The sequence below is a fragment of the Pseudomonas sp. KBS0710 genome (assembly GCF_005938045.2).
Classification (GTDB): Bacteria; Pseudomonadota; Gammaproteobacteria; order Pseudomonadales; family Pseudomonadaceae; genus Aquipseudomonas.
This window is the reverse complement of the sequence record NZ_VCCF02000001.1, coordinates 5,446,630-5,472,865: the sequence shown is the minus strand read 5'-3', so window position 1 is coordinate 5,472,865 and position 26,236 is coordinate 5,446,630. Positions and strand designations below refer to the sequence as shown.

General features: G+C 59.7%; 22 protein-coding genes. 13 read left to right on the top strand and 9 right to left on the bottom strand.

All coding sequences use genetic code 11. The features are described from left to right. Positions 1-79: 79 nt before the first annotated feature. Complete coding sequence (gpmI, locus tag FFI16_RS25035; RefSeq protein ID WP_138817254.1) at positions 80-1,606, bottom strand: 2,3-bisphosphoglycerate-independent phosphoglycerate mutase; 1,527 nt, start codon at positions 1,604-1,606, stop codon at positions 80-82. Between the two features lie 151 nt (positions 1,607-1,757). On the opposite strand from gpmI, the gene FFI16_RS25030 reads away from it, so the two are divergent. From FFI16_RS25030 to secB, 3 genes are read left to right on the top strand one after another with little or no spacing between them, the layout of a single operon-like run. Next, on the top strand, positions 1,758-2,171 hold the full coding sequence (locus FFI16_RS25030; RefSeq protein WP_138817253.1) for a rhodanese-like domain-containing protein: 414 nt from the start codon (positions 1,758-1,760) through the stop codon (positions 2,169-2,171). A gap of 1 nt (position 2,172) precedes the next feature. After that, on the top strand, positions 2,173-2,427 hold the full coding sequence (grxC, locus tag FFI16_RS25025; protein ID WP_056860663.1) for a glutaredoxin 3: 255 nt from the start codon (positions 2,173-2,175) through the stop codon (positions 2,425-2,427). A 42-nt stretch (positions 2,428-2,469) separates the two neighbouring features. After that, positions 2,470-2,949: a protein-export chaperone SecB gene (secB, locus tag FFI16_RS25020; RefSeq protein ID WP_012721755.1), complete on the top strand. Its 480-nt coding sequence runs from the start codon at positions 2,470-2,472 to the stop codon at positions 2,947-2,949. A 159-nt stretch (positions 2,950-3,108) separates the two neighbouring features. On the opposite strand, the gene FFI16_RS25010 is transcribed toward secB, so the two are convergent. Further along, the gene (locus tag FFI16_RS25010; RefSeq protein WP_003171120.1) at positions 3,109-3,564 is read right to left on the bottom strand and encodes a tRNA (cytidine(34)-2'-O)-methyltransferase; all 456 of its coding nucleotides are present in this window, start codon (positions 3,562-3,564) and stop codon (positions 3,109-3,111) included. Here FFI16_RS25010 and FFI16_RS25005 point away from each other — a divergent pair. Then, entirely contained in the window at positions 3,563-4,003 is a 441-nt protein-coding gene (locus FFI16_RS25005; RefSeq protein WP_138817251.1) for a hypothetical protein, read from the top strand. The genes FFI16_RS25010 and FFI16_RS25005 overlap by 2 nt on opposite strands. A gap of 633 nt (positions 4,004-4,636) precedes the next feature. Here FFI16_RS25005 and ntrC read toward each other — a convergent pair. From ntrC to FFI16_RS24985, 3 genes are all read right to left on the bottom strand, one after another. Continuing rightward, the gene (ntrC, locus tag FFI16_RS24995; RefSeq protein WP_017138632.1) at positions 4,637-6,073 is read right to left on the bottom strand and encodes a nitrogen regulation protein NR(I); all 1,437 of its coding nucleotides are present in this window, start codon (positions 6,071-6,073) and stop codon (positions 4,637-4,639) included. Further along, on the bottom strand, positions 6,070-7,155 hold the full coding sequence (gene glnL, locus FFI16_RS24990) for a nitrogen regulation protein NR(II) (RefSeq protein WP_017138631.1): 1,086 nt from the start codon (positions 7,153-7,155) through the stop codon (positions 6,070-6,072). Before glnL ends, ntrC begins: the two co-directional genes overlap by 4 nt. A gap of 374 nt (positions 7,156-7,529) precedes the next feature. Continuing rightward, positions 7,530-8,066, bottom strand: coding sequence for a chorismate mutase (locus FFI16_RS24985; protein WP_138817250.1), 537 nt, complete (start codon positions 8,064-8,066; stop codon positions 7,530-7,532). A 429-nt stretch (positions 8,067-8,495) separates the two neighbouring features. Between FFI16_RS24985 and FFI16_RS24980 the strand changes: the two genes are divergently transcribed. Continuing rightward, on the top strand, positions 8,496-8,735 hold the full coding sequence (locus FFI16_RS24980; RefSeq protein WP_138817249.1) for a DUF6124 family protein: 240 nt from the start codon (positions 8,496-8,498) through the stop codon (positions 8,733-8,735). A 70-nt stretch (positions 8,736-8,805) separates the two neighbouring features. Here FFI16_RS24980 and glnA read toward each other — a convergent pair whose 3' ends face one another. Next, positions 8,806-10,212: a glutamate--ammonia ligase gene (glnA, locus tag FFI16_RS24975; RefSeq protein ID WP_110622433.1), complete on the bottom strand. Its 1,407-nt coding sequence runs from the start codon at positions 10,210-10,212 to the stop codon at positions 8,806-8,808. A 334-nt stretch (positions 10,213-10,546) separates the two neighbouring features. On the opposite strand from glnA, the gene thiI reads away from it, so the two are divergent. After that, complete coding sequence (thiI, locus tag FFI16_RS24965; RefSeq protein ID WP_065930794.1) at positions 10,547-12,001, top strand: tRNA uracil 4-sulfurtransferase ThiI; 1,455 nt, start codon at positions 10,547-10,549, stop codon at positions 11,999-12,001. Positions 12,002-12,140: 139 nt separating this feature from the next. Next, the gene (typA, locus tag FFI16_RS24960; protein ID WP_003217997.1) at positions 12,141-13,961 is read left to right on the top strand and encodes a translational GTPase TypA; all 1,821 of its coding nucleotides are present in this window, start codon (positions 12,141-12,143) and stop codon (positions 13,959-13,961) included. Between the two features lie 181 nt (positions 13,962-14,142). Here typA and FFI16_RS24955 read toward each other — a convergent pair whose 3' ends face one another. Both FFI16_RS24955 and FFI16_RS24950 read right to left on the bottom strand, forming a co-directional pair. After that, positions 14,143-14,682 carry a hypothetical protein gene (locus tag FFI16_RS24955; protein ID WP_138817248.1) on the bottom strand — a complete coding sequence of 180 codons (540 nt, stop codon included), beginning with the start codon at positions 14,680-14,682 and terminating at the stop codon, positions 14,143-14,145. A gap of 170 nt (positions 14,683-14,852) precedes the next feature. Beyond that, the gene (locus FFI16_RS24950) at positions 14,853-15,287 is read right to left on the bottom strand and encodes a YkgJ family cysteine cluster protein (protein WP_016972268.1); all 435 of its coding nucleotides are present in this window, start codon (positions 15,285-15,287) and stop codon (positions 14,853-14,855) included. Positions 15,288-15,523: 236 nt separating this feature from the next. Between FFI16_RS24950 and FFI16_RS24945 the strand changes: the two genes are divergently transcribed. The 6 genes from FFI16_RS24945 to FFI16_RS24920 all read left to right on the top strand — a co-directional run bounded on the left by FFI16_RS24945 (position 15,524) and on the right by FFI16_RS24920 (position 24,681). After that, positions 15,524-17,974, top strand: a complete 2,451-nt coding sequence (locus FFI16_RS24945) for a glycogen/starch/alpha-glucan phosphorylase (RefSeq protein WP_138817247.1) — start codon at positions 15,524-15,526, stop codon at positions 17,972-17,974. Between the two features lie 157 nt (positions 17,975-18,131). Next, a complete protein-coding gene (locus FFI16_RS24940; RefSeq protein WP_138817246.1) occupies positions 18,132-21,197 on the top strand; it encodes a DUF2339 domain-containing protein in 3,066 nt (1,021 codons plus the stop codon). Beyond that, positions 21,197-22,543, top strand: a complete 1,347-nt coding sequence (locus tag FFI16_RS24935) for a DUF3999 domain-containing protein (RefSeq protein WP_138817245.1) — start codon at positions 21,197-21,199, stop codon at positions 22,541-22,543. Before FFI16_RS24940 ends, FFI16_RS24935 begins: the two co-directional genes overlap by 1 nt. Before the next feature lie 96 nt (positions 22,544-22,639). Then, entirely contained in the window at positions 22,640-23,650 is a 1,011-nt protein-coding gene (locus FFI16_RS24930; RefSeq protein ID WP_003237460.1) for a class 1 fructose-bisphosphatase, read from the top strand. 176 nt (positions 23,651-23,826) lie between these two features. Further along, positions 23,827-24,081, top strand: coding sequence for a hypothetical protein (locus FFI16_RS24925; protein ID WP_017849914.1), 255 nt, complete (start codon positions 23,827-23,829; stop codon positions 24,079-24,081). A 30-nt stretch (positions 24,082-24,111) separates the two neighbouring features. Next, a complete protein-coding gene (locus tag FFI16_RS24920) occupies positions 24,112-24,681 on the top strand; it encodes a lipocalin family protein (protein ID WP_138817244.1) in 570 nt (189 codons plus the stop codon). Between the two features lie 138 nt (positions 24,682-24,819). Here the strand turns inward: FFI16_RS24920 and FFI16_RS24915 are convergent, their stop codons facing one another. After that, positions 24,820-26,184: a formimidoylglutamate deiminase gene (locus tag FFI16_RS24915; RefSeq protein WP_138817243.1), complete on the bottom strand. Its 1,365-nt coding sequence runs from the start codon at positions 26,182-26,184 to the stop codon at positions 24,820-24,822. Positions 26,185-26,236: the final 52 nt, after the last annotated feature.

Below are 26,236 nucleotides of genomic sequence, written 5' to 3'. Positions count from 1 at the left end.
CAGTGAACTGTGTAGTCGACTGGCAGAATGCTATCGCGGGCAAGCCCGCTCCCACACTGGTTTTGTGGTGAGGCTGGGATCAGACCAGAATCGAAGTACCGGTCATCTCTTTCGGCTTCTCCAGCCCCATCAGCTTCAGCATGGTCGGTGCCACATCCGCCAGCACGCCGCCTTCACGCACTTTAAGGTCGCGTTTGCCGACGTAGATGAATGGCACCGGCTCGGTGGTGTGGGCGGTGTGGGCCTGGCCGGTGGATTCGTCGGACATTTGCTCGCAGTTGCCGTGGTCGGCGGTGATCAGCGCTTCGCCGCCGACTTTTTCCAGGGCATCGACGATGCGACCGACGCACAGGTCCAGGCATTCCACGGCTTTTACGGCCGCTTCCAGGTTGCCGCTGTGGCCGACCATGTCGCCGTTGGCGTAGTTGACCACGATCACGTCGTAACGCTGGTGTTCGATGGCATCGACGATTTTGTCGGTGACTTCCGGCGCGCTCATCTCTGGCTGCAGGTCGTAGGTGGCGACTTTTGGCGACGGGATCAGGATGCGTTCTTCACCCGGGAACGGCTCTTCGCGGCCACCGGAGAAGAAAAAGGTCACGTGGGCATATTTTTCGGTTTCGGCAATGCGCAGCTGAGTCTTGCCGTTTTTCGCCAAATAGTCGCCCAGCACGTTTTCCAGGCTGCCCGGCGCGAATGCCGAAGGGGCCGGGATGTTGGCGGCGTATTGGGTGAGCATTACGAACTCGGCTTTCGGCTGGCGTGCGCGCTCGAAGTCCTTGAAACCGGCGTCAACGAATACGTGGCTCAGCTCACGGGCACGGTCGGCGCGGAAGTTCATGAACACCAGGGCATCGCCGTCTTCGACTTTGACCGGCTCGCCGATGGTGGTGGCTTTGACGAATTCGTCGCTCTCGCCACGGGCATAGGCGGCTTCGAGGCCTTCCTGGGCGGTGGCGGCGTGAAATTCGCCTTGGCCTTCAGCGATCAGGTTGTAGGCCTGGGCCACACGGTCCCAGCGGTTGTCACGGTCCATCGCAAAATAGCGGCCAACCAGGCTGGCGATGCGGCCTTTGCCGAGGGCGGCGAAGGTGGCGTCGAGCAGTTCGATGGACGATTGCGCGCTTTTTGGCGGCGTATCGCGGCCATCGAGGAAGGCGTGCAGGTAAATCTTGTCGGCGCCGCGCTTGAAGGCCAGTTCGGCCATGGCGACCAAGTGGTCCTGGTGGCTATGAACGCCGCCGTCGGACAGCAAGCCCATAAAGTGCACGGCTTTGCCGGCAGCCACGGCTTTATCCACCGCCGCGCAGATGGTCGGGTTCTCGAAGAACTCGCCATCGCGGATCGCTTTGGTCACGCGGGTGAAGTCCTGGTATACCACTCGTCCGGCGCCGAGGTTCATGTGGCCGACTTCCGAGTTGCCCATCTGGCCGTCCGGCAAGCCTACATCCATGCCGGAACCGGAGATCAGGCCGTTGGGCACAGTGGCGGTCAGGCGGTCGAGTACTGGCTTTTTGGCCGAGTACACGGCGTTGTCATGGTGGCTTTCACTGTGTCCGAAGCCATCGAGAATTATCAGGACCAAAGGTTTAGGCGTAGTAGTCATAGATCCTCTCGCGGCGTTAATAAAGGAAGACAATTGAAAAGGGAGTCGCAGTTTAAAGCGAAGTTCAGACCACGTCACCGCTTTACGGGGGTTGGCCGCCCCTGACGGCTGTGTATACTTACCGCCATTTTAACGCCCTGGAACCTCCTTGATGGTTGATCACCTGATTGCATTTGCCACTGCCCACTACTTGCTCGCGGGTGTCTTCGTCATCCTGCTGGCGCTGCTGATCGCTCATGAAATGAGCCGCGGTGGCCGCAGCCTGAGCACGTCGGAGCTGACCGCACTGGTCAACAAGGATGAGGCCGTTGTCGTGGATATCCGCCCGGCCAAGGATTTTGCCGCCGGCCACATCGTTGGCGCCCTGAACATTCCACAGGACAAGCTGATCGCACGCTTGCCCGAGCTGGAAAAACACAAGGCCAAGACCATTATTCTGGTCGACGCCCAAGGCCAGCACGCCGGCACCCACGCCCGCGAGATGCTCAAGGCCGGTTTCACTGCCGCCAAACTGTCCGGCGGTATCGGCAGCTGGAAGGCCGATAACCTGCCGCTGGTGAAGTGATATGAGCCAGGTTGTCGTTTACTCCAGCGATTGGTGCCCTTACTGCATGCGGGCCAAGGCCCTGCTTGAGAAGAAGGGTGTTGCTTTCGAAGAGATCAAGGTCGACGGCAAACCCCAAGTGCGCGCCGAGATGACCAAGAAAGCGGGACGCACGTCCGTACCGCAGATCTGGATCGGCGACAAGCATGTCGGTGGGTGCGATGACCTGTTCGCTCTGGAGCGCGCCGGTAAACTCGATGCGCTGCTGCTCGTCTGACTCCTAAACCCTAAAAGACCCCAAGATCAAGAAGGATCTGCGATGACTGACCAACAGAACACCGAAGCAGCAGAAGCTCAAGGCCCACAGTTTTCGCTGCAGCGGATTTATGTGCGTGACCTGTCGTTCGAAGCGCCGAAAAGCCCGGCCATCTTCCGTCAGGAATGGACCCCAAGCGTTGCACTGGACCTGAACACCCGTCAAAAGGCTCTGGAAGGCGACTTCCACGAAGTCGTGCTGACTTTGTCCGTTACTGTTAAGAACGGCGAAGAAGTAGCCTTCATCGCTGAAGTGCAACAGGCCGGTATCTTCCTGATCCAGGGCCTGGACGAAGCGTCCATGAGCCACACCCTGGGCGCGTTCTGCCCGAACATCCTGTTCCCGTATGCCCGTGAGACTCTGGACAGCCTGGTCACCCGTGGCTCGTTCCCTGCGCTGATGCTGGCGCCGGTGAACTTCGATGCCCTGTACGCGCAAGAGCTGCAGCGTATGCAACAGGAAGGTTCGTCGACTGTTCAGTAAGCTGTTCTGAGCAACGACACCGATCAAATGTGGGAGCGGGCTTGTGTGGGAGCTGGCTTGCCTGCGATAGCATCACCTCAGTATCACTGATACACCGAGGTGACTGCATCGCAGGCAAGCCAGCTCCCACACAGGTCTGCTCCCACATTTTTTTATGCGTTACTTGAAGCCGAGCTGGCGCCAGCCTTCATAGACCGCGACGGCCACGGTGTTGGACAGGTTCAAGCTGCGGCAACCCTCGCGCATCGGCAAGCGCAGACGATGGCCATCGGGCAGGGCATCAAGCACCTCCGCCGGCAGGCCACGGCTTTCCGGGCCGAACAGGAAGGCGTCGCCTTCGGCAAAGCTGGCATCATGAAACGGCCGTGAGCCTTTGGTGGTGAACGCGAACAACCGTGGGTGGCCCAGGCTCTCCAGGCAGCTGGCGAGGTCGGCGTGGCGCTTGAGCGTGGCGTACTCGTGGTAGTCCAGCCCGGCGCGGCGCAGGCGCTTGTCGTCCATGTCAAAGCCCAGCGGCTCGATCAAATGCAGGTGGCAGCCACTGTTGGCGCACAGCCTGATAACGTTGCCGGTATTCGGCGGAATTTCTGGTTGAAAAAGGATGACGTGAAACATGCACGGCTCCGAAGGCAAAGATGCGCTGCATTCTACCCCTGAAGACGACCCAAGGCCGAAGCTATTGCCACGGGTGATGGGCTCATTGGCGATTGTCGGCTTGATGGTGGGCCTGATGATCGGCCGCCTGACCACGCCCGACCCGGTCGAGTTGCAGCAGCTAGAAACAGCGGCGGACGGCGTGGTGGTGTGGTTCAACAGCGAGCCCAAGCTGCACGGCGAACACGTCGACGGCACCGTTGCAGTGCTGTTCGACGCGCAAGGCAAGGCTGCCAGCGGGCAACTCAAGGTCAATGACAAGGACGTGAACTGGTGCATCCGCAAAACCGATGGCGGCTTGCTGCTGAACCTGGTGGCGGCTCGGCCGTTGCGCGGGGAGTGGAAAGGCGAGAAGGCCGATGGCCGATGGCGGCTGCAGATCCATCTGCGCGAAGAATAAAAGAGGGAATCCCCGGCCTGCCTGTACCAAGGTTCCCAAAGCGAGCTGGGGCTATGGGCGCTGTGCCGCATAAGCCCCGGGTGTAAAGAAGGGAGTTCCCGGCCTGCCTGTACCAGGGCTCCCAAAACGGGGTGAAGCCATGAAGGCTTCGGTGTTAAAGAGGGAATCCCCGGCCTGCCTGTACCGAGGTTCCCGAAACGGGTGTGGGGCGCGACGCGATCCGCATCAAGCACCCCGGGTGTAAAGAGGGGATTCTCGGCCTGCCTGTACCAAGGTCCCCGAAACTGGGCGATGTAAGGGTTATTGCAGGGCGCGTGCCAGAAGTTGCAATGTGTGCCAAAAAATTTCGCCAGAAAGCGCAAAGCCCCGGAATACGGGGCTTTGCTGTTTTTGCGATTTGATTTTTTGTTGATTCGGCGGGCGTTTCAGGCTGGCTGGATGTGCGCGATGCTAGTTCATGGTGCATTGAAGCGGTGCACAGTCGTTTGGCCTGACACAAAATAAATGTGGGAGCTGCTTTGTGTGGGAGCCGGGCTTGCCCGCGATGCAGGCACCTCGGTGTGTCAGTTACACCTTGGTGATGCTATCGCAGGCAAGCCAGCTCCCACATGGGTTCTTCCGTGGTTTTGAGAGTTAAGCCTCATCACCCTCATCATCATCCCCACCATCGACCTTCATCCCCAACTCCTTGATCTTACGCGTCAAGGTGTTACGGCCCCAACCCAGCAACACCGCGGCATCCCGGCGGCGGCCGGCGGTGTGCTTCAGGGCGGTTTCGATCATGATGCGCTCGAACGCCGGCACGGCGCTGTCCAGCAGGTTGGACTGGCCGCGTGCCAGTGCCTGGTCGGCCCATTGGCGCAGCGCTTGCTCCCAGTTGGTCACCGGTGCCGAATCCTGCGGCAGGCTCAACAGCTCTGGCGGCAGGTCGCTGATGTGTACTTCGCGCCCGGACGCCATCACCGTGATCCAACGGCAAGTGTTCTCCAGCTGGCGCACGTTGCCCGGCCATGGCAGGTTCTTGAGGTATTCCTCGGTCTCGCTTTTGAGCAGCTTCGGCTCCACCGCCAATTCTTGCGCGGCGCGGCTGAGGAAGTGGCGGGCCAGGGTTGGGATGTCTTCGCGGCGATCCGACATTCGTGGGATATGGATGCGAATTACGTTAAGACGGTGAAACAAGTCCTCACGGAACTTGCCCGCGTGTACCAGTGTTTCGAGGTTCTGGTGGGTCGCCGCAATAATGCGCACATCAACCTTGACCGGCGTGTGCCCGCCGACGCGGTAGAACTCACCGTCGGCCAATACACGCAGCAAGCGTGTCTGGGTATCCGCTGGCATATCGCCGATTTCATCCAGGAACAGCGTGCCGCCGTCGGCCTGTTCAAAGCGCCCGCGACGCAGGTTGGCCGCGCCGGTGAACGCGCCTTTTTCATGGCCGAACAGCTCGGACTCCATCAAGTCCTTGGGAATCGCCGCCATGTTCAGCGCGATAAACGGCGAAGCCGCCCGTGGGCTGTGACGGTGCAGTGCATGGGCCACCAACTCTTTACCGGTGCCCGACTCGCCGTTGATCAACACGGTGATGTTGGAGTGGCTCAAACGCCCGATGGCGCGAAACACTTCCTGCATCGCCGGTGCTTCACCGATGATTTCCGGGGTGCGGGTCAGGGCCGGCGGGGCTTCCTGGCTTTGTTGTTCCTGGGCGTGCTGGTTGGCGCGCTTGACCAGCGCCACGGCCTCGTCCACGTCGAACGGTTTGGGCAGGTATTCAAAGGCACCGCCCTGATAAGACGCGACAGCGCTGTCCAGGTCCGAGTGCGCGGTCATGATGATCACCGGCAAACGCGGGTGCTGCTCGCGGATGCGCGCCAGCAAGTCCAGGCCACTGGCGCCGGGCATGCGGATGTCGGAGATGATCACGTCCGGCTGCTGGCGCGCCAGGCGGCTCATCACCCCGTCGGCGCTGTCGAAGCTCTGGGTGGTCATGCCTTCCTGTTGCAAGGCTTTCTCGAGGACCCAGCGGATAGAACGGTCGTCATCGACGATCCAGACAGTTTCACTACGGCTCATGTCGTGGGGGCTCCTTGTTCCAATGGCAGGAAGATCGAGAACGTGGTGTGGCCGGGATGGCTCTCACATTCGATCAGGCCCTGGTGCTGGCTGATGATGTTCTGGGTAATGGCCAGGCCCAGCCCGGTACCGTCCGGGCGGCCGCTGACCATGGGAAAGAAGATGGTTTCCTGCAGTTCGGCTGGGATGCCCGGGCCGTTGTCGATGATCTCGACCTTGGTGACCAGGCGGTGGCGCACATGGCCGATGGTGAACTGGCGCAGGGCGCGGGTGCGCAGGCTGATGCGGCCCAGGCGCAGCTCGTTCTGGCTGCTGATGGCCTGCATGGCATTGCGCACGATATTGAGCACCGCCTGAATCATCTGCTCGCGGTCGATCAATACGTCGGGAATGCTCGGGTCGTAGTCGCGCACCAGGGTGATGCAGCCTTGGCTTTCGGCCTCGACCAGTTGGCAAACGCGCTCCAGTACTTCGTGCACGTTAGTCATCGCCAGGGACGGCAACTTGTTGGAGCCGAGCATGCGGTCCACCAGGTTACGCAGGCGGTCGGCCTCCTCGATGATGACGTTGGTGTAGTCCTTGAGGTGTTCCTCCGGCAGCTCACGTGCCAGCAGCTGCGCCGCGCCACGAATGCCGCCGAGCGGGTTTTTGATTTCATGGGCCAGGCCGCGCACCAGCATTTTGCTGGTCTCCTGCTTGGACAGCTGCGCTTCTTCTTTGGTGATGCGCAGTAGGCGGTCACGCGGGTGTACTTCGAGCAGCAGCAGGGTTGCGCCATTGCTCAGGATCGGGGTCACGGCGTAGTCGACGGTCAGGGTCTGGCCGGTGAGGGCGGTGAGCATCGCTTCGCGCTTGGTAAACGGGTGCGCCTGCTCCACGGCCTGGCGCAACGAACTCAAGGCCTCGGCCGACTCGGTGAACAATTCGCTGATGAACTGCCCATGGCTGCGCTGGCCGCTGATGGCCAGGAGCATCTCCGCCGCCGGGTTCATGTACTCAAGACGTAGGTCGTCGTTGAGCAGAATGGTCGCGGTGGTCAGGTTGTCGAGTAACAAACGGTGCAGTGCATCGCTGATGGTCATCGGGACCTCTTTTGGAGCAAGGCGCGGGCTTGAGGCACACGCTGATACAAGGAAAATGCAAAAACCAAACCAAGGCTCCGAAAAGAAGCGTTAAACCCCTGAAATAAGGGTTTTAGGCGCGAAACTGTGGCGTTCTGCCAGCTGGCTCGGGAAGAATCGAACCAAAATGGGCTGGATGGGTGGGAAGTGTGCAGGCTGTCGCACCAATATAGTGCGGTTTTGGAAAGTCTGTTCAGGAAGTGAGGGCTAGCGAGAAACTGTCTGGAGGAACTGGGTCAATGTGGGAGCTGGCTTGCCTGCGATAGCAATGTTGAATGTGCCGCCGCTATCGCAGGCAAGCCAGCTCCCACAGGTTTTGATTGGGTTTGCAGGCTTTAACCTTTGTAGATGCACAGCTCGGCGGTGGCGCGGATCATTGCCAGTTGGCGCAGCGGATCATTCAGCGGCTCATGCACGGCGGCAGCCAGCCACTGCGGGCATTGCGGGTCGGCGCGCTGCGGGGTGAAGTCGGCCAGTTGCTGCAGCAAGGTTTTTTGCAGTTGGTCCAGTTGCGGCCGAATCTGCTTCACCAGATCCGGGCGCGGGTCGTCGGGGGCTTTGCCCTGGAACTGCCAGTCGGACAGGTGGGTGTATTGCACAAGTTTGTTGGCTTCGATCTGCGCCGAGAAAAACTGCTCGGCGGCGGCGTGGTCCAGTTTGTAGTTGGGCGCCTGGGCGGTGACGCTGGCGATTACCTCTTGTTCGCGTTTTTTGTCTTCTACGGGCTTGTGGCTGTCCCATTTGCTCAGGGCTACCTGATCGGCAATCTCCAGGCGCTCGGCGATGCTGTTGAGCAAGGGTTCCAGAGTGGGCGGCGCTGCGCTGGCTGTGGCGCAGGCGAATAACAGGGCGAATGCAAATCTATGTTTCAACGTAGATCTCCTTGTGGGAGCGGGCTTGCTCGCGAAGGCGGTGTGTCAGTCACCCGATGCATTAACTGATACGCCGCCTTCGCGAGCAAGCCCGCTCCCACATTTTGATTGGGTTTGCAGATTTTGGGCAGTGTCAGCCAGAGGCTACCTTAACTTGCGTGCTTGCCTACAGGTGCGCCAGAATCCGCCGGCTTGTACGGCTGGCTTGTCGTCTCTAAGGTTGCTCGGTCGCTGCTCATCAGCGATCAGGTTTAGTAGCCTGAGGGTTAAGTTAAGTCGTACCACTCCGACCTTTATGGCGGCTGTGCGTAGGGCACCTTCGGGTGCGCCGGCTTTTGCTTAACTTCCCCGGTCTACTAACCTGCGCACAGCTGCCACCCTATCGTTTAGTAGCGAGTCGATGGCGGCTTCATTCGAGGAAGTTAAGACATGTTCAAACCAACCCCAAATCCGCCTCCGACCGTTTTCACCATCGACACAGGCAGCGACGACGAATCCCTGCTGATCAACAGTTTCGAAGCCTTCTCCTCGGTCAGCACCTTGTTGCTTGATTTGTCCGAGGCGCTGGAAGGCAAGCACCGCGATACCGTCCTGGCAATTCACCAGCTCAGTGCCCTCGGCACCTTGATGGTTGGCAAAATGCTCGACCGCCACGCCCCGGCTCGCTAAACGCCAGGCAAAAAAAAGACCTCCCGAGGGAGGTCTTTTTCGTTACGCCGCGTTAAGCGGCGCTACCGGATCAGCAGCTGTAGTACAGCTCGTATTCCAGTGGGTGTACGAAGGTACGTACTTTGATTTCTTCTTCGCTTTTCAGCTCGATGTAGGCATCGATGAAGTCGTCGCTGAATACGCCGCCTTTGGTCAGGAACGCACGGCCCTTGTCCAGCTCTTCCAGGGCTTCTTTCAGGCTGCCGCACACTTGTGGGATCTCTTTGGCCTCTTCAGGCGGCAGGTCGTACAAGTTTTTGTCGGCGGCGTCGCCTGGGTGGATCTTGTTCTGGATACCGTCCAGGCCAGCCATTACCAGTGCAGCGAAGGCCAGGTATGGGTTGGCCGCCGGGTCCGGGAAGCGAGCTTCGATACGGCGAGCGCGAGGGCTGGACACGTAAGGAATACGGATCGAAGCGGAACGGTTACGCGCCGAGTAGGCCAGCATTACCGGTGCTTCGAAACCTGGGACCAGACGCTTGTAGGAGTTGGTCGACGGGTTGGTGAAGCCGTTCAGGGCCTTACCGTGCTTGATGATACCGCCGATGAAGTACAGGGCAGTGTCGGACAGGCCGGCATAACCTTCGCCAGCGAAGGTGTTCTTGCCATCTTTGGCGATGGACAGGTGAACGTGCATACCCGAACCGTTATCGCCGTACAGTGGCTTAGGCATGAAGGTAGCGGTACGGCCGTAGGCATCAGCCACGTTGTGTACGCAGTACTTCAGGGTCTGAACTTCGTCAGCCTTGGCCACCAGGGTGTTGAACTTCACGCCGATTTCGTTCTGGCCGGCAGTCGCCACTTCGTGGTGGTGAACTTCGATAACCAGGCCCATTTCTTCCATGGCGTTGCACATGGAGGTACGGATTTCGTGGTCGTGGTCGAACGGCGGAACCGGGAAGTAACCACCTTTAACGCCTGGACGGTGGCCTTTGTTGCCGCCTTCGATGTCCTGGTCGGACATCCACGAACCTTGTTCGGAGAAGATTTTGAACATGGAGCCGGAGATGTCGGACTTGAACTTGACCGAATCAAAGATGAAGAATTCTGGCTCCGGGCCTACGAATACGGTGTCGCCGATACCGGTCGATTTCAGGTATTCCTCGGCACGCTTGGCGATCGCACGTGGGTCGCGGTCGTAGCCTTGCATGGTCGAAGGCTCGATCACGTCGCAGACGATGATCAGGGTTGGGTCTTCGGTGAACGGGTCGAGTACGGCAGTGCTGTCGTCCGGCATCAGGATCATGTCGGAAGCTTCGATGCCTTTCCAGCCGGCAATGGAGGAACCGTCGAACATTTTGCCTTCTTCGAAGAACGCATCATCCAGCGCGTCACGAGCCGGCATGGTCACGTGGTGCTGAGTACCTTTAGTGTCCGTGAAGCGCAGATCAATCCATTTAACGTCATGATCTTTGATGAGTTGAACCGACTTCGACATGGTGTCCTCCGGGTGGCTTCGGGCTGGGGTAGTGGAGTTAGCCCTTAGAATGTGGGTGATGCCGGCGCGAATACTCGACCAAGGCAACCTGCCTCACAAGAGAGCAAATTGCATGCCAGTGCGCCAACATGGCCTTTTTGCTTCAAAATGGCCCCTATAACGGTGCAATCCGCTGAAGCGGAATAAATAACGCACTGCAATGTAGCGTTAATTTGCGCAAATGACCCGTTTTGGTGCGTTGCGTCTGTGATGCATATTAACTGGTTAAACCTTGAGCGATTTCCGCTATAATCCGCGCCCCCCTTTTTCAGCAGGCCCGGCGCGCGCTGTTTCCATGAAATTAATCGTAAAAGTCTTCCCCGAGATCACCATCAAGAGCCGACCGGTACGGACGCGTTTCATCCGTCAGTTGGCCAAGAACATCCGTGCCGTGCTCCGAGACCTGGACCCGGCTGTGGTGGTGAACGGCGTGTGGGACAACCTCGAGCTGGAAACCCGCATTACCGACGCCAAAGCCTTGAAGGACATGACCGAGCGCCTGAGCTGCATGCCGGGCATTGCGCATTTCCTGCAGGTGGATGAGTACCCGCTGGGCGACTTCGACGACATCACCGAAAAGTGCAAACAGCACTACGGCGAGTCGCTGGAAGGCAAGATCTTTTCGGTGCGCTGCAAGCGTGCCGGCAAGCACACGTTCAGCTCCATGGATGTAGAGAAATACGTCGGCAGCAAGCTGCGTCGCGAGTGCGGCGCCGCCGGAATTTCCCTCAAAGCGCCGCAAATTGAAGTGCGCATGGAAATTCGCGACCAACGGTTGTTTGTGATCCACAGCCAGCACAACAGCATCGGCGGCTACCCGCTGGGCGCCCTGGAACAGACCCTGGTACTCATGTCCGGCGGTTTCGATTCCACGGTGGCGGCCTACCAGATCATGCGCCGCGGCCTGATGAGCCACTTCTGCTTCTTTAACCTGGGCGGGCGTGCACACGAATTGGGCGTGATGGAAGTCGCGCACTTTATCTGGAAGAAGTACGGCAGCTCCCAACGCGTGCTATTTGTAAGCGTGCCGTTCGAGGAAGTGCTGGGCGAAATTCTCGGCAAAGTCGATAACAGTCATATGGGCGTGGTATTGAAGCGTATGATGTTGCGCGCTGCGTCGCGAATCGCCGATCAATTGCAGATCGACGCGCTGGTGACCGGTGAAGCGATCTCCCAGGTGTCCAGCCAGACGCTGCCGAACCTGTCGCTGATTGATTGCGTCACCGAGAAGCTGGTCTTGCGCCCGCTGATCGCCAGCCACAAGCAGGACATCATCGACCTGGCAGAAGAAATCGGCACGGCCGACTTTGCCAAGCACATGCCTGAATATTGCGGGGTCATTTCGGTGAACCCCAAGACCCACGCCAAGCGCAACCGCGTGGAGTATGAAGAACAACAGTTTGATATGGCGATTCTTGAGCGTGCGCTTGAGAACGCCAAACTGGTCCCGATCGATCGTGTCATCGATGAATTGGGCCAGGATGTGCAAATCGAAGAAGTCAGCGAAGCCCTGGCCGGCCAGATCGTCGTCGACATCCGTCACCCGGATGCCGCCGAAGATGAGCCGCTGGAAATCGCGGGCATCGACGTGCAAGCGCTGCCGTTCTACGCATTGAACGCGCGCTTCAAGGAACTGGATAACAGCCGTCAGTACCTGCTGTATTGCGACAAAGGCGTGATGAGTCGCCTGCATGCCCACCATTTGCTCAGTGAGGGGTATGCCAATGTGCGCGTTTATCGACCGAGCTAAGAGCCCGGGGCTGTTTGCCTGTGGCCTGCGTCACCGGCCCCCCGACTCTGCCGTCAAGCTGTAACGGCAAGGCCTGACTCTACTGTTAATCGCTGCCACGACCTGTCAGCACACCGAATCCTCTGATCGAGATACACAAGTGATCGAAAATCTACGTAACATCGCCATCATTGCTCACGTTGACCATGGTAAAACCACCCTGGTAGACAAACTCCTGCGTCAATCCGGCACCCTGGAGCGCAACGAGCTCAACGACGAGCGCGTGATGGACTCCAACGACCAGGAAAAAGAGCGCGGTATTACCATCCTGGCTAAAAACACCGCTATCAACTGGAACGGCTACCACATCAACATCGTGGATACCCCGGGCCACGCCGACTTCGGCGGCGAAGTAGAACGCGTAATGTCGATGGTTGACTCCGTTCTGCTGCTGGTTGACGCTCAAGACGGCCCTATGCCGCAAACCCGTTTCGTGACCAAGAAGGCTTTCGAAGCCGGCCTGCGTCCGATCGTGTGCATCAACAAGGTTGACCGTCCAGGCGCGCGTCCGGACTGGGTTCTGGACCAGATCTTCGACCTGTTCGACAACCTGGGTGCTACCGAAGAACAGCTGGACTTCAAAGTGGTCTACGCCTCGGCCCTGAACGGCATTGCCGGTCTGGAACACACCGACATGGCTGAAGACATGACCCCGCTGTACCAGTCGATCGTCGACAACGTACCGGCACCAAAAGTTGACCGTGAAGGCCCGTTCCAGATGCAAATCTCGGCACTGGACTACAACAGCTTCCTGGGTGTTATCGGTGTTGGCCGTATCGCGCGTGGTAGCGTCAAGCCGAACACCCCAGTTGTCGCCATCGGCGCCGACGGCAAGAAGCGTAACGGTCGTATCCTGAAGCTGATGGGTCACCACGGCCTGCACCGCATCGACGTTGAAGAAGCTTTCGCCGGCGACATCGTGTGCGTGAGCGGTATGGACTCGCTGTTCATCTCCGACACCCTGTGCCAGCCGGACAACGTTGAGGCGATGAAGCCTCTGACCGTTGACGAGCCAACCGTTTCCATGACCTTCCAGGTAAACGACTCGCCTTTCTGCGGTAAAGAAGGCAAGTTCGTGACTTCCCGTAACATCAAGGAACGTCTGGACAAAGAGCTGCTGTACAACGTTGCTCTGCGCGTTGAAGAAGGCGACTCGGCTGACAAGTTCAAGGTTTCCGGCCGTGGTGAGCTGCACCTCTCGGTACTGATCGAAACCATGCGTCGCGAAGGCTTCGAAATGGGCGTTGGTCGTCCTGAAGTGATCATCCGTCAGGTTGACGGCGTGAAGCAGGAACCGTTCGAAAACGTAACCATCGACACCCCTGAAGAATCCCAGGGCAAGGTCATGGAAGAGATGGGCCTGCGTAAGGGCGACCTGACCAACATGGTGCCGGATGGCAAAGGCCGTGTACGTCTGGAATACAACATCCCTGCTCGTGGTCTGATCGGTTTCCGTAACCAGTTCCTGACCCTGACCAACGGTGCTGGCATCCTGACCTCGATCTTCGATCGCTACGACACCATGAAGTCCGGCGACATGTCCGGCCGTCAGAACGGTGTTCTGGTATCGGTAGAAACCGGCAAGGCGCTGACCTACTCCCTGGAAACTCTGCAGGCGCGTGGCAAGCTGTTCGTTGAACACGGTCAAGAGATCTACAACGGTCAGATCGTTGGTCTGAACAGCCGTGACAACGACATGGGCGTTAACCCAACCAAAGGCAAGAAGCTCGACAACATGCGTGCTTCGGGTAAAGACGAAACCATCGCTCTGGTCCCACCTGTTCGCTTCACCCTGGAACAGGCCCTGGAATTCATCCAGGACGACGAGCTGTGCGAAGTTACGCCTAAGTCGATCCGCCTGCGTAAGAAGATCCTGGACGAAGGCGAGCGTACCCGCGCTGCCAAGAAAGCCAAGAACTGAGTTAACTCAGGCTGAATGAAAAACGCCCCCGGTCGAAAGGCCGGGGGCGTTTTTTTATGCCTGCAGTTTTTGTGGTGACTGTGCCGGCCTCATCGCGGGCAAGCCCGGCTCCCACCAGGGGATGCATTTTAACTGTGGGATGCTTCTACGGTTTTGATTGTGTCCAGGTGCAGGCCGTTCGTCAGCCTTGTGGTCCGGTGCCAAACCACCGAAAGGCCAGGAACGTTTTGACTATTTTGCTTAATTGGATTTTGTCAGCTTTGTCCGCACGCCCATCCGAGTTGATATCACTGTGGGTGAATGTGTCGAACACACCATCATTGTCGCCGTCATAGGCCGAGGCACACTTGATGCGGATAGGCTGACCGAGGTCGCCATCATCCTCACTGAATTGGCAGGTGACGATGTTTGGAGAACCGTCCTTGTGGTAGTCGCTCGTAAAAATTTTGAGGTAGCGCTCCCAGTTATCGCCAATATTGAACCAGTTGAGTTGCAGAAAAGTCTCGGCAAACTCCGTCAGCAATAATTGGTCCTGAAAACCCTGTTTGCCATCGTGATTGATATCGCCCGCAAATCCGAACTCGATGCTGCCATCAGCATTCATGTCGACTGCAAAGGCTTCGTGTATCTGGCTGGCCAGCGGGTCGTGAAAGTGCAGCAGCGCGGTGTCTGCTTTTCCGTTGCCGCTACGATCTTGGGCGGTGACTTTTAAATAGCGCATGAGCATCCTCCTGGAATAAAGACACTCAACGTTATCAGCGACGGTCTGGTAGCTATGTCAGGTGGCAAGCCTCTGATCCATCAGAGATGGCCCATATGAGCGTGGGCTTGGAACTTTTCCAGTGTACGAAGCCTGTCTGATCGCAACCACGCAGAGGAGGGTACGATCGATCAGAACTTGTCGAGGGTCCGGAATTTGGTCTCGCGCACCACTTCTTTGGGCTTATATGCGCAATACCCCGGCCGCGGCCCGATTTTCGGGTGGTTGCGGCAAGTATCCGGGCGCTTGTCATAAATAGTGCAGAAGCGCGTCTTACGATCCAGGTACAGGCAGTCGTTGTTGCTCATGCGCTGCAGGGTGAAAATTTCCGACTTGGAATTGAAGCGCTCGACGATGCCTTCCTTCTGCAAACGCTTGGCGATGTTCTTCGGCGGGTCGCCGCGCTCGAACTCATCGACGATGCCAATGCGGATCAGGTCCTTGATCTTTACCTCGACCGGCAGCGTGCAGCAGCTGGACACGCAGCCGCCGCACATGTGGGCGGAATATTTCTGCCAGGTCTCGAGACGGTCGAGTTCCGCGGCGGCGATCAGTTGAGGCTTCATCAAGGTTCCAAGGTGGGGCTGTATCCGGGCGCGCGATCATACCGGGATTGGTGGTTTTTTGAACAATATTTTGCAGATTTCATCTCCAACGGTGCAGGGGAGCAAAGCAGGCACGGCCCCTGCATCAATTTCCCGCATAGGTGAATGAGTTAAAAAACTGCCGAACCAGCACGTCTACCGTCTGTCAGACCGACTAGGCTCTAGCAACTCCTTCAATCTCGCCCGAGGTCGCACCGATGTCTCAGGAACCGCTTGCACGAGAAGCAGAGGTAGCCGCATTCCGCGATGCTGTCTTGACCAAACTCACCTACGCGGTGGGCAAGGACCCGGATCACGCCTTCGACCACGACTGGTTCGAAGCCATTGCCCTGGCCGCCCGCGACCAGATGGTCGACCACTGGATGAACCACACGCGGCGCATCTACCGCAAAGGCCAGAAGCGGGTGTATTACCTCTCGCTGGAATTCCTGATTGGCCGTTTGCTCTACGACAGCCTGAGCAACCTGGGCGTGCTGGAGATTGCCCGCGAAGCCCTGTCCGAACTGGGCGTGGACCTGGAGCGCATCCGCCTGCTGGAGCCCGACGCGGCGCTCGGCAACGGTGGCCTGGGCCGCTTGGCCGCGTGCTTTATGGAAAGCATGTCGACCTTGGGCATTGCCGGCCACGGTTATGGCATTCGTTATGAACACGGCCTGTTCCGCCAGGCAATCGTCGACGGCTGGCAGCAAGAGCAGACCGAGCGCTGGCTGGATTTCGGCAACCCGTGGGAGTTCGAGCGCGCCGAGGTGATCTACCCGATCGGCTTTGGCGGCAGCGTCGAAACCCTGGCGGATGCCACCGGCAAGATGATCCAGGTGTGGACGCCCAACGAAACCGTGCGCGCGGTGGCTTACGACACCCCAGTGGTCGGCTGGCGCGGTGCCAGCGTAAACACCCTGCGCCTGTGGCGCGCCCGTGCTGTGGAAGATTTGCACCTGGAGCGCTTCAACGCCGGCGACCACTTGGGCGCCGTCGCTGAAGTGGCGCGCGCCGAAAGCATCTCCCGAGTGCTTTATCCGGCCGACAGCACCGAAGCAGGGCAGGAATTGCGTCTGCGCCAGGAATACTTCTTCGTTTCGGCCTCGCTGCAAGACTTGCTGCGCCGCCACAAGAACATGCACGGCTCGGTACTGAGCCTGGGCGAACACGCCGCGATTCAACTCAACGACACCCACCCGTCCATCGCCGTGGCCGAGTTGATGCGCCAACTGGTCGACCTGCATGACATCCCGTGGGAAGCCGCGTGGGACGTGACGGTTGAAACCCTTTCCTACACCAACCACACCTTGTTGCCCGAGGCGCTGGAAACCTGGCCTGTCGGTTTGATGGAACGCATGCTGCCCCGGCATATGCAGATCATCTACCTGATCAACGCCCAGCACATCGATTCGCTGCGCGCCAAGGGCATCCACGACTTTGACGTATTGCGCGCCGTGTCGCTGATTGAAGAAGACAACGGCCGCCGCGTGCGCATGGGTAACCTGGCGTTTCTGGGCTCCCACAGCGTTAACGGCGTTTCCGGGCTGCACACTCAGTTGATGCGCAGCACGGTGTTCTCCGAGATGCACAAGCTGTACCCGGAGCGCATCAACAACAAAACCAACGGCATTACTTTCCGCCGTTGGCTGTACCAGGCCAACCCCAAGCTCACCGAGATGCTGGTGGAAGCCTTGGGCCCGGACATTCTCGACAAGCCCGAAGAGCGCCTGATAGAGCTGGAACCGTTCGCCGAGAAGCAGACGTTCCGCAAAGCCTTCGCCGAGCAGCGCTTGCACAGCAAGCGGGCACTGGCCGAGATCATCCACGAGCGCCTGGGTATTTCGGTGAACCCGGCGGCGATGTTCGACGTGCAGGTCAAACGAATTCACGAATACAAACGCCAGTTGCTCAACCTGCTGCACACCGTGGCGCTGTACCAGGCGATTCGTGCCGAACCGGGTACCGACTGGGTGCCACGGGTGAAGATCTTCTCGGGCAAGGCGGCCGCCAGTTATCACCAGGCCAAGTTGATCATCAAGTTGACCAACGACATCGCCCGTACCGTGAACAACGACCCGACCGTGCGCGGTTTGCTCAAGGTGGTGTTCCTGCCCAACTACAACGTCAGCCTGGCGGAAAGCATCATCCCGGCGGCGGATTTGTCGGAGCAGATTTCCACTGCCGGTTTTGAGGCTTCAGGCACCAGCAACATGAAGTTCGGCCTCAACGGCGCGCTGACCATCGGCACCATGGACGGCGCCAACGTGGAGATGCACGAACGCGTGGGTGCCGAGCACATGTTTATCTTCGGCCTCAGCGCCCAGCAGGTGGAAGCGCGTAAACACGCCGGTGAGTTCAACGCCGGGCCGGACATTGCCGCGTCCCATCGCCTTAACGATGTGCTGCAAGCGATCCGTGGCGGGGTGTTCTCGCCGGATGATCCGGGCCGTTATGTGGGCTTGATCGACGGGCTGATCGACTACGATCGCTTCCTGGTATGCGCCGACTTTGACGCTTACTGGGACGCCCAGGCGCGGGTCGAGGCGCATTGGCATGATTCCAAGGCCTGGTGGCGCTCGGCGGTGCTCAATACGGCGCGCATGGGCTGGTTCAGCTCGGACCGCACCATCCGCGAATACGCCACCGAGATCTGGAAAGCCCTCGACTAAACAGCGCAATACTAAAATGTGGGAGCGGGCTTGCTCGCGAATGCGGAGCATCAGTTAACAAATATGTCGACTGTCACACCGCATTCGCGAGCAAGCCCGCTCCCACATTGGCTTTGCGTCGATATACTAAGGCCCGGTTCGCTTAGGGATATCGACCATGCAATGGATCTTCATGCTGATTGGCCTGGTGCTTGGCTGGGCGCTCGATGAGTCGTTCTCCGACGCCGGTATCGGTGTATTGCTGGGCTTGGGCATTGGCCAGGCGATTCGCCTGTCGAGGCTGTCGGCTCAGGCGGACCAACAAGCGCGTCAGTTGGAAATCACGCAGAAGGCGCTGATTGCCCTGGGCGATCGCCTGCGGCAATTGGAAGTGCCCACGCCGACCCGTAGCGCGACCGTCGAACCGCCCATTCCCGAACCCGCGCCTGTCACCAAGCCGCCCGAGCTGGTCTGGGAACTGCCTGCCGAGCTGGCACCTGTCGCCATGGTTGCCGAACCGAGCCAGCCACTGCCTGATGATGTCTGGGTTGCCACACCGCGCCCTCAACAACCCGTCACCCCACCTAGCCCCAACCTGATCGAGCGCGCCATCCGCGGCGCCCGCGATTGGCTGTTTGGCGGCAATACCGTGCTGCGCGTTGGCGTGGTGCTGTTGTTTCTGGGCCTGGCGTTCCTGCTGCGTTATGCCACCGAAGGCGTGGAAGTACCGATCGAGTTGCGTTACGCCGGAGTTGCTGGCGCCGCCATCGCCTTGCTGGGCTTGGGCTGGTGGCTGCGGCTGCGCAACAGCAATTACGGCCTGATGCTGCAAGGCACCGGTATTGCCGTGTTGTACCTGACGGTATTTGCCGCGATGCGTTTGCACCCACTGATTGACCCGGGCGCTGCGTTTGCCTTGTTGGTGGTGATCACGGTGTTCTCGGCGATCCTGGCAATCACCCAGGACGCTCTGGGCCTGGCTTGCGCGGCGGCGTTGGGTGGTTTTGCAGCGCCTATCCTTGCTTCCACCGGCGCCGGTAACCATGTGGCGCTGTTCAGTTATTTCGCCCTGCTCAATGCCGGCATTCTCGCCATCGCTTGGTTCAAGGCCTGGCGCGTGCTCAACCTGATCGGGTTTTTCGGCACCTTCGGCATTGGTTTCGCTTGGGGCATGCGCGCTTACGCGCCGGAGTTGTTGTGGAGTACCGAGCCGTTCCTGATTCTGTTTTTCCTGATGTACCTGGCTATTGGCCTACTGTATGCCCGACGTAAATTGCAGGCGATGGGCGACGCCCCTGAAGAACGTGACGCACTGCTGCGCTGGTCGGCGGCCAAGGGCGATTATGTCGACGGCAGCCTGCTGTTTGGTCCGCCCTTGGTGGGCTTTGGCTTGCAGTTCGCGCTGGTGCAGCACCTGGAATTTGCGCCTGCATTCAGCGCACTGGGCCTGGGCATTATTTATATGGTCCTGGCGCGACTGCTTCAGGGTGGACGCACGTTGCTACTGGCCGAAACATGCCTGGCGCTTGGGGTGATCTTTGCCAGCCTGGCGATTCCGTTGGGCCTTGATGCGCGCTGGACGGCGGCCGCGTGGGCGGTTGAGGGCGCGGGGATCTTCTGGCTGGGCATGCGCCAGCATAAAACCCTGGCGCGGGCGTTCGCCCTGTTGCTTCAACTGGGATCGACGCTGATCTTCCTCAGCGAACTGCGCAGTGGCACGGGCACCTTGTTGCAAGGGCTGCCATTGGGGGCGTTGCTGCTCGGCGTTGCGCTGCTGTTTACCTTTTACCAAGTGCATAAATCGCTGCCGGAACAGACCCGAAGTTGGGAACGCCAAGGCGCGCCGTGGCTCGCCGCCCTTGGCCTGGCGTGTGCGTACCTGCTGCCGGCGTTGTTGCTGTCGACGCAGGGCAGCGTGATCAGTTGGGCGCTGGCCGGTCTTGCGACGGTTTGGGCGGGGCGATTGATCGCGTCCAAAGCGGTTGTGCGCTGCGGTGTTGCGGTGCAACTGCTTGCCGGCATGCTGTTTGTGCTCGACCCGGTGGCCGATGTGTGGACGCCGTTGATCATGGCCATCGCCGCCATGACCAGCGCGTGGCGCTTGCCTCGTGGGTACCTGGCGCATGTGCTGTTGGCCTGGGGCGTGGCGTGGTGGGCGCTGGCCCTGGGCGGTGAAGTGTTGCGCTCGGCGCCTGTGGCCTTGCACGCCACGCTGTTGCTGTTGGCGGCTGCGTTGAGCGTAGCGCTCTGGACCGTGCTGGCGCTGCGGCTGCGGTGGGCGGCGTTGGGCGCGGCGTGCACCTTGCTGATGCCGTTTGCCGGTCTCGTGTTGGCGGGTGCATGGGATGAGTACTACCACCCTGCGGCCAACTTCGCTGCTTTGGCCTGGATTGCGGTATTTGTCGTACATGGCGTGTCGCTGCGACGCCTGGCGCAACTCGTTGAGCCGCGCGCCTTGAGCATGGCCCATGTGTTGGGTTGCTGGCTGTTGATTGGCGTGCTGGCGCTGGAGCTACGCTACGGCCTGCTGTTGCTCTCGGCTCACTACAACGCCTGGCGCTGGTTGGGCTGGTCGATCTTGCCAAGCCTGTATCTGGTGCTGGCCGCTTCGCCACGCCGTTGGCCGTGGCCGGTGTCGGCGTACCCGCGTGAATACCGCGTACTGGCAGCGCTGCCGCTGGGGGTATTGATGCTTGCATGGTTCTGGCTGGCCAATACGTTCAGCAACGGTACGGCCGAGCCGTTGCCATCTATACCGCTGCTCAACCCGTTGGACCTGGGGCTGCTGTTTGCGCTGCTGGGTGTTTACGTGTGGTCGCGCACTGTGGCGCCGCAGGCTGAGCGGCTTGCCCAAGGGATCGTGGGTGTTTCGCTGTTTGCCTTCTTTACGGCCTTGGTGATGCGCACCGCCCATCATTGGGGCGGCGTGCCATTTGACCTGGATACGTTGCTGGAATCGATGTTGGTGCAAGCCAGCCTGTCGATTGTCTGGACCCTTATCGCCCTGGGCCTGATGATCGGCGGCCACCTGCGCAATAGACGCGAAGTGTGGCTGATCGGCGCGGCGCTGATTGCCGTGGTGGTCGCCAAGTTGTTCTTGGTTGAGCTGAGCAACCGTGGCGGTCTGGCGCGGATCGTGTCGTTTATCGGCGTGGGCGGGTTGTTGCTGGTGGTGGGCTACTTTGCACCGCTGCCGCCCAAGCGCGTCGAACCTGTGACTGCAACCGAGGGAGCGTCATCTTGATGGGCAAGCTGAGTCTGAGCGGGTTGGCGTTATGGTTGATGTGTTCGGCGGTGTACGCGCAGGAAGGGCCGGCCGACTTCACCACGCACGTGCCGCTGGCGGTGAGCGGCAATGGCCCCTGGTATCGCCTGGAGCTGCCGCTGAGCGTGCAATTGGCTGCGCGCCAGGCTGACCTGAATGATGTGCGCGTGTTCAATGCCGCTGGCGAGCCACAGGCGTATGCGCTGTCGCGCCAGTCCGCGCAACGTACCGAAAGCCGCGACGTGACCGATGTGAAGTGGTTCCCGCTGTACGCTGCCGACACCCGTGACAGCGTGCCGGACGTCGTGATGAAGTCCACCGCCGAAGGCACCTTGCTGCAAGTGCTGCCGCCCAGGACCGGCGCGCAAGTGCTGCGGGGCTGGGTGCTGGACGCCAGTTCGATCAAGGCGCCGTTGCAGCAGTTGAGCCTGGACTGGAGCCGCGAGCAGGACGGTTTCCAGCGTTTCAGCATTGAAGCCAGCGATGACTTGCAGCACTGGCAGGCATGGGGCGACGGGCAAGTGGCGCGCTTGTCGTTTGCCGACGAGCGTGTCGAGCAGCATGACGTGAGCTTGCCGGGGCAATCGGCGCGTTACCTGCGCCTGGTGTGGCAAGGGCAGGCGGCACCGCAGTTGACCTCGGCCAAACTGATCAGCGCGACCCGCAGCAGCTTGCCGCTGCCGTTGGTGTGGTCGCAGCCGCTGGCGGGCACGCGGCTCAAGGCCGGTGAATACAGCTGGCAACTGCCAACAGGGCTGCACATAGAGCGCTTGCGCGTCGAGCTCAAGCAGCCCAACACGCTGGCGCCCGTGACGTTGGCGGGGCGGCGCGAAGCCAATCAGGCCTGGCAGCCGCTGAGCAATGGCTTGCTGTATCGCCTGGCCCAGAATGGCCAGGACGTGGTGCAGGATGAGTTGCAATTGCCAGGCGTGGCCGTAGGCGAACTCAAGTTGCAAGTGGACGAGCGCGGCGGCGGCTTGGGCGTGGAAGCGCCGGCATTGCGTTTTGCTGTGCGCGCCACCCAGTTGGTGTTCCTGGCACGGGGTGAGCCGCCGTTTACTCTGGCGTTGGGCAACCCGTCGATAAAGGCCGCGAATTTGCCGCTGTCGACGCTGATTCCCGACTACAGCGCCGAGCGCATCAAGACCTTGGGGCAAGCCACGGTCGCAGGCGACATGACGGTCAATTCGCCTGTGGTGGCCGCTTCGCCCCAAGCCGTCACCGACTGGAAGAAGCTTGGCCTGTGGGCGGTGCTGCTGCTCGGTGTGGCAGCGCTGGGGGCCATGGCCTACAGTCTGTTGCGCAAGCCCCAGGTCAAACCGTGAACTCTATTGGGGTTAAATCCTCTGATTAGAGGAAATAACCCTCGACTCGCGTTAAACTGCGCGGGTTTTTAAGCCCCCCATTCTCCGGAGCCTTCCATGTCCCGCGTTACCCTGAGTCGCTATTTGATCGAGCAGACCCGCAGCAACAACACGCCTGCCGATCTGCGCTTCCTTATCGAAGTGGTGGCGCGTGCTTGCAAGGAAATCAGCCACGCCGTGTCCAAAGGCGCACTGGGTGGTGTTCTTGGCAGCATGGGCACTGAAAACGTCCAAGGTGAAGTGCAGAAGAAGCTCGACGTGATTTCCAACGAAATCCTGCTCGAAGCCAACGAATGGGGCGGCCACCTGGCCGGCATGGCGTCCGAAGAAATGGACAACGCCTACCAGATCCCGGGCAAATACCCGAAAGGCGCGTACCTGCTGGTGTTCGACCCACTGGACGGCTCGTCCAACATCGACATCAACGCACCGGTCGGCACCATCTTCTCGGTACTGCGCTGCCCGAATGAATACCTGAGCCAGAACGAAGCCTTGAACGAAAAGGCCTTCCTGCAGCCAGGCACTGAGCAGGTCGCTGCCGGCTACGCCATCTACGGCCCGCAGACCATGCTGGTGCTGACCCTGGGCGACGGCGTTAAAGGCTTCACCCTGGACCGCGAAATGGGCAGTTTCGTGCTGACCCACGAAGACATCACCATTCCTGCTTCCACCCAGGAATTTGCGATCAACATGTCCAACCAGCGCCACTGGGAAGAGCCTGTGACCCGCTACGTAGGCGAGTTGATGGCCGGCGAAGAAGGCCCGTTGAAGAAGAACTTCAATATGCGCTGGGTTGCCGCGATGGTTGCCGACGTACACCGCATCCTGACCCGTGGTGGCCTGTTCATGTACCCACGTGACAGCCGCGAGCCTTCCAAGCCGGGCAAGCTGCGTTTGATGTACGAAGCCAACCCGATGTCGTTCCTGGTTGAGCAAGCGGGCGGCGCGTCCACCGACGGCCACCAACGCATCCTCGACATCCAGCCGGAAGGCCTGCACCAGCGTGTGGCGGTGTTCCTGGGCTCGAAGGAAGAAGTTGAGCGTGTGACGGCTTATCACAAGAAGTAAGCTGCTGCGATAGGTGATTCGCAGTGTTGTGCGGCGGATCACCCTTGAAGAAGCCCCGAAACGTTTCAGCGTTTTCGGGGCTTTTTTGTTTTTGCTCGTCGGGAACCAGACACCCCTTTTCCCTTCTAAGCTTCTGGCAGATACCCCAGCTGCTTTGTCTCTCCAGGAGCTTTTCCATGTCTTTACGCCGTCTCGCCTTGCTGGCTTTTTGCGTGCTGTTAGCCGCGTGCAGTAAGGTCAATCAAGAAAATTACGCGAAGCTGTCGGCTGGCATGGCCAAGGCCGAGGTGGAGTCGTTGCTGGGTAAGCCGACCGATTGTTCCGGTGCGCTGGGCATGTCCAGCTGTACGTGGGGCGATAAAAACAGCTTTATCAGCGTGCAGTACGCCGGTGACAAAGTTCTGATGTTTTCCGGGCAAGGCCTGAAGTAAACCGGGGCGCGAGCCTGCGGGAGAAGAAGAATGATGCGTTTTGTTTTGTTTCTTTGCGCCAGTCTGTTTTTGGCGGGCTGCGCCAGCCATTCTGGCGATGATCTGCAACCCAAGACCGCGAGCAACGTCAACCTCAAGCGTTACCAGGGCACCTGGTATGAGTTGGCCCGATTGCCGATGTACTTCCAGCGCAACTGCGCGCAGTCCGAAGCCCGATACACCCTGTTGCCGGATGGCGACATGTCGGTGTTCAACCGCTGCCTGACCACAGAGTGGAAGTGGGAAGAAGCCAAGGGCACGGCCACGCCGCAAGTGCCGGGCAAGACCGACAAGCTCTGGGTGGAATTCAATAACTGGTTCACGGCGCTGCTGCCGGGCGTCGCCAAGGGCGATTACTGGGTGCTGTACGTGAGTGATGATTACAAGACCGCCATCGTCGGCAGCCCGAGCCGGCGTTATATGTGGATCCTGTCACGCACGCCGACGGTGAGTGCCGACACCCGCGAAGAATTGCTGAGCAGGGCGCGCCAGCAAGGGTATGACACCACGCGATTGATCTTCCGCACGTCGGACAAGCAGATGGCGAAGACTTCGCAGTAACCCTGGATCACCGCCGATAAAAATGTGGGCTTGTGTGGGAGCTGGCTTGCCTGCGATAGCATCACCTGGTTGTAACTGATACACCGAGGTGTCTGCATCGCAGGCAAGCCAGCTCCCACATTTGTTTTGTGTCGGCTGTTAGCCCAGCAATTGTCTCAAGACTTGTGTGAACGCCCGGCTGCTTTCTTCTCCGCCGGCATGATGCCCATCGCGCACCACCCACTTGCCGTTCACCAGCACATCGCGCACTTGGCGATCACCTCCGGCGAACAGCCAGCGATTGAGAATGCCATCCTCGGTCGCTGTCGCCAGGTACGGGTCATTGCCATCCAGCACAATCCAATCTGCGCGCTTGCCGACTTCCAATCGACCAATCGATTGCCCCAGCGCCTGGGCACCGCCGTCGAGCGCAGCATCGAACAGCGTGCGGCCGACCATTGGCTGATCACTGCGATACAGACGGTTGCGCCGCTGGTCGCGCAGGCGCTGGCCATATTCGAGCCAACGCAACTCCTCCACCACACTCAGAGACACATGGCTGTCGGAACCGATGCCCATGCGCCCGCCTTGAGCGAGAAAATCCACCGCCGGGAAAATCCCGTCGCCCAGGTTGGCTTCGGTTGTCAGGCACAAACCGGCGATTGCCCGGCTCTTGGCCATGCGCGTGACTTCATCGGCGTCAGCATGGGTGGCGTGTACCAGGCACCAACGCTCATCCACTTCGATATGGTCATACAGCCATTGCAGCGGGCGCTTGCCGCTCCAGGCCAGGCAGTCGTCGACTTCCTTTTGCTGCTCGGCGATGTGGATATGCACCGGGCAAGTCTTGTCGCTGGCGGCTAGCACAGCATTGATCTGTTCGGGTGTGACGGCACGCAACGAGTGGAAGCACAGGCCCAGTTGTTGCGCTGGCTGCGCTGCCAGAATGGGCTTCAGGCGCGCTTGCAGGTCCAGGTAATGCTCGGTGCTGTTGATAAAGCGCCGCTGGCCTTCATTCGGCGCCTGGCCACCAAAGCCCGAATGGGTGTAGAGCACCGGCAGCAGCGTCAGGCCGATACCGCTGCTGGCGGCTGCCTGGCTGATTTGTTGCGACAGCTCCGTGCGGTCGGCATACGCCTGGCCGCTGACGTCGTGGTGCACGTAATGAAACTCGGCCACCGAGGTGTAACCGGCCTTGAGCATTTCGATATACAGCTGGCGGGCGATGACCTGCAGTTGCTCGGGGTTGATCTTGCCGACCATGCGGTACATCAAGTCGCGCCAGGTCCAAAAACTGTCATTCGGGTTGCCGGCCACTTCGGCCAAACCGGCCATGGCGCGTTGGAACGCATGGGAGTGCAGGTTCGGCATGCCCGCCAAAACCGGGCCTCTGAGCCGTTCGGCGTGGTCTGCACTGGCATTGGGCTCAACGTGGGTCAGCACGCCATCGGCGCTGACTTCAAAGCGTACATCGTTGGCCCATCCATTAGGCAGCAGCGCGCGTTCGGCAAAGAAAGCGGACATGATCAAGGCACCCCGGTCGTGTGTTTATTTGTATATACATATACAGACGTTT

Coding starts and splice junctions, on each gene's coding strand:
- FFI16_RS24955 (WP_138817248.1), bottom strand. CDS start 14,682: ATGCGCTATTTAAAAGTCACCGCCCAAGATCGTAGCGGCAACGGAAAA.
- FFI16_RS24950 (WP_016972268.1), bottom strand. CDS start 15,287: ATGAAGCCTCAACTGATCGCCGCCGCGGAACTCGACCGTCTCGAGACC.
- FFI16_RS24945 (WP_138817247.1), top strand. CDS start 15,524: ATGTCTCAGGAACCGCTTGCACGAGAAGCAGAGGTAGCCGCATTCCGC.
- FFI16_RS24915 (WP_138817243.1), bottom strand. CDS start 26,184: ATGTCCGCTTTCTTTGCCGAACGCGCGCTGCTGCCTAATGGATGGGCC.
- grxC (WP_056860663.1), top strand. CDS start 2,173: ATGAGCCAGGTTGTCGTTTACTCCAGCGATTGGTGCCCTTACTGCATG.
- FFI16_RS24980 (WP_138817249.1), top strand. CDS start 8,496: ATGTTCAAACCAACCCCAAATCCGCCTCCGACCGTTTTCACCATCGAC.
- FFI16_RS24930 (WP_003237460.1), top strand. CDS start 22,640: ATGTCCCGCGTTACCCTGAGTCGCTATTTGATCGAGCAGACCCGCAGC.
- FFI16_RS24940 (WP_138817246.1), top strand. CDS start 18,132: ATGCAATGGATCTTCATGCTGATTGGCCTGGTGCTTGGCTGGGCGCTC.
- glnA (WP_110622433.1), bottom strand. CDS start 10,212: ATGTCGAAGTCGGTTCAACTCATCAAAGATCATGACGTTAAATGGATT.
- FFI16_RS24925 (WP_017849914.1), top strand. CDS start 23,827: ATGTCTTTACGCCGTCTCGCCTTGCTGGCTTTTTGCGTGCTGTTAGCC.
- FFI16_RS24935 (WP_138817245.1), top strand. CDS start 21,197: ATGGGCAAGCTGAGTCTGAGCGGGTTGGCGTTATGGTTGATGTGTTCG.
- FFI16_RS25005 (WP_138817251.1), top strand. CDS start 3,563: ATGCACGGCTCCGAAGGCAAAGATGCGCTGCATTCTACCCCTGAAGAC.
- FFI16_RS25010 (WP_003171120.1), bottom strand. CDS start 3,564: ATGTTTCACGTCATCCTTTTTCAACCAGAAATTCCGCCGAATACCGGC.
- FFI16_RS24920 (WP_138817244.1), top strand. CDS start 24,112: ATGATGCGTTTTGTTTTGTTTCTTTGCGCCAGTCTGTTTTTGGCGGGC.
- secB (WP_012721755.1), top strand. CDS start 2,470: ATGACTGACCAACAGAACACCGAAGCAGCAGAAGCTCAAGGCCCACAG.
- gpmI (WP_138817254.1), bottom strand. CDS start 1,606: ATGACTACTACGCCTAAACCTTTGGTCCTGATAATTCTCGATGGCTTC.
- thiI (WP_065930794.1), top strand. CDS start 10,547: ATGAAATTAATCGTAAAAGTCTTCCCCGAGATCACCATCAAGAGCCGA.
- ntrC (WP_017138632.1), bottom strand. CDS start 6,073: ATGAGCCGTAGTGAAACTGTCTGGATCGTCGATGACGACCGTTCTATC.
- FFI16_RS25030 (WP_138817253.1), top strand. CDS start 1,758: ATGGTTGATCACCTGATTGCATTTGCCACTGCCCACTACTTGCTCGCG.
- glnL (WP_017138631.1), bottom strand. CDS start 7,155: ATGACCATCAGCGATGCACTGCACCGTTTGTTACTCGACAACCTGACC.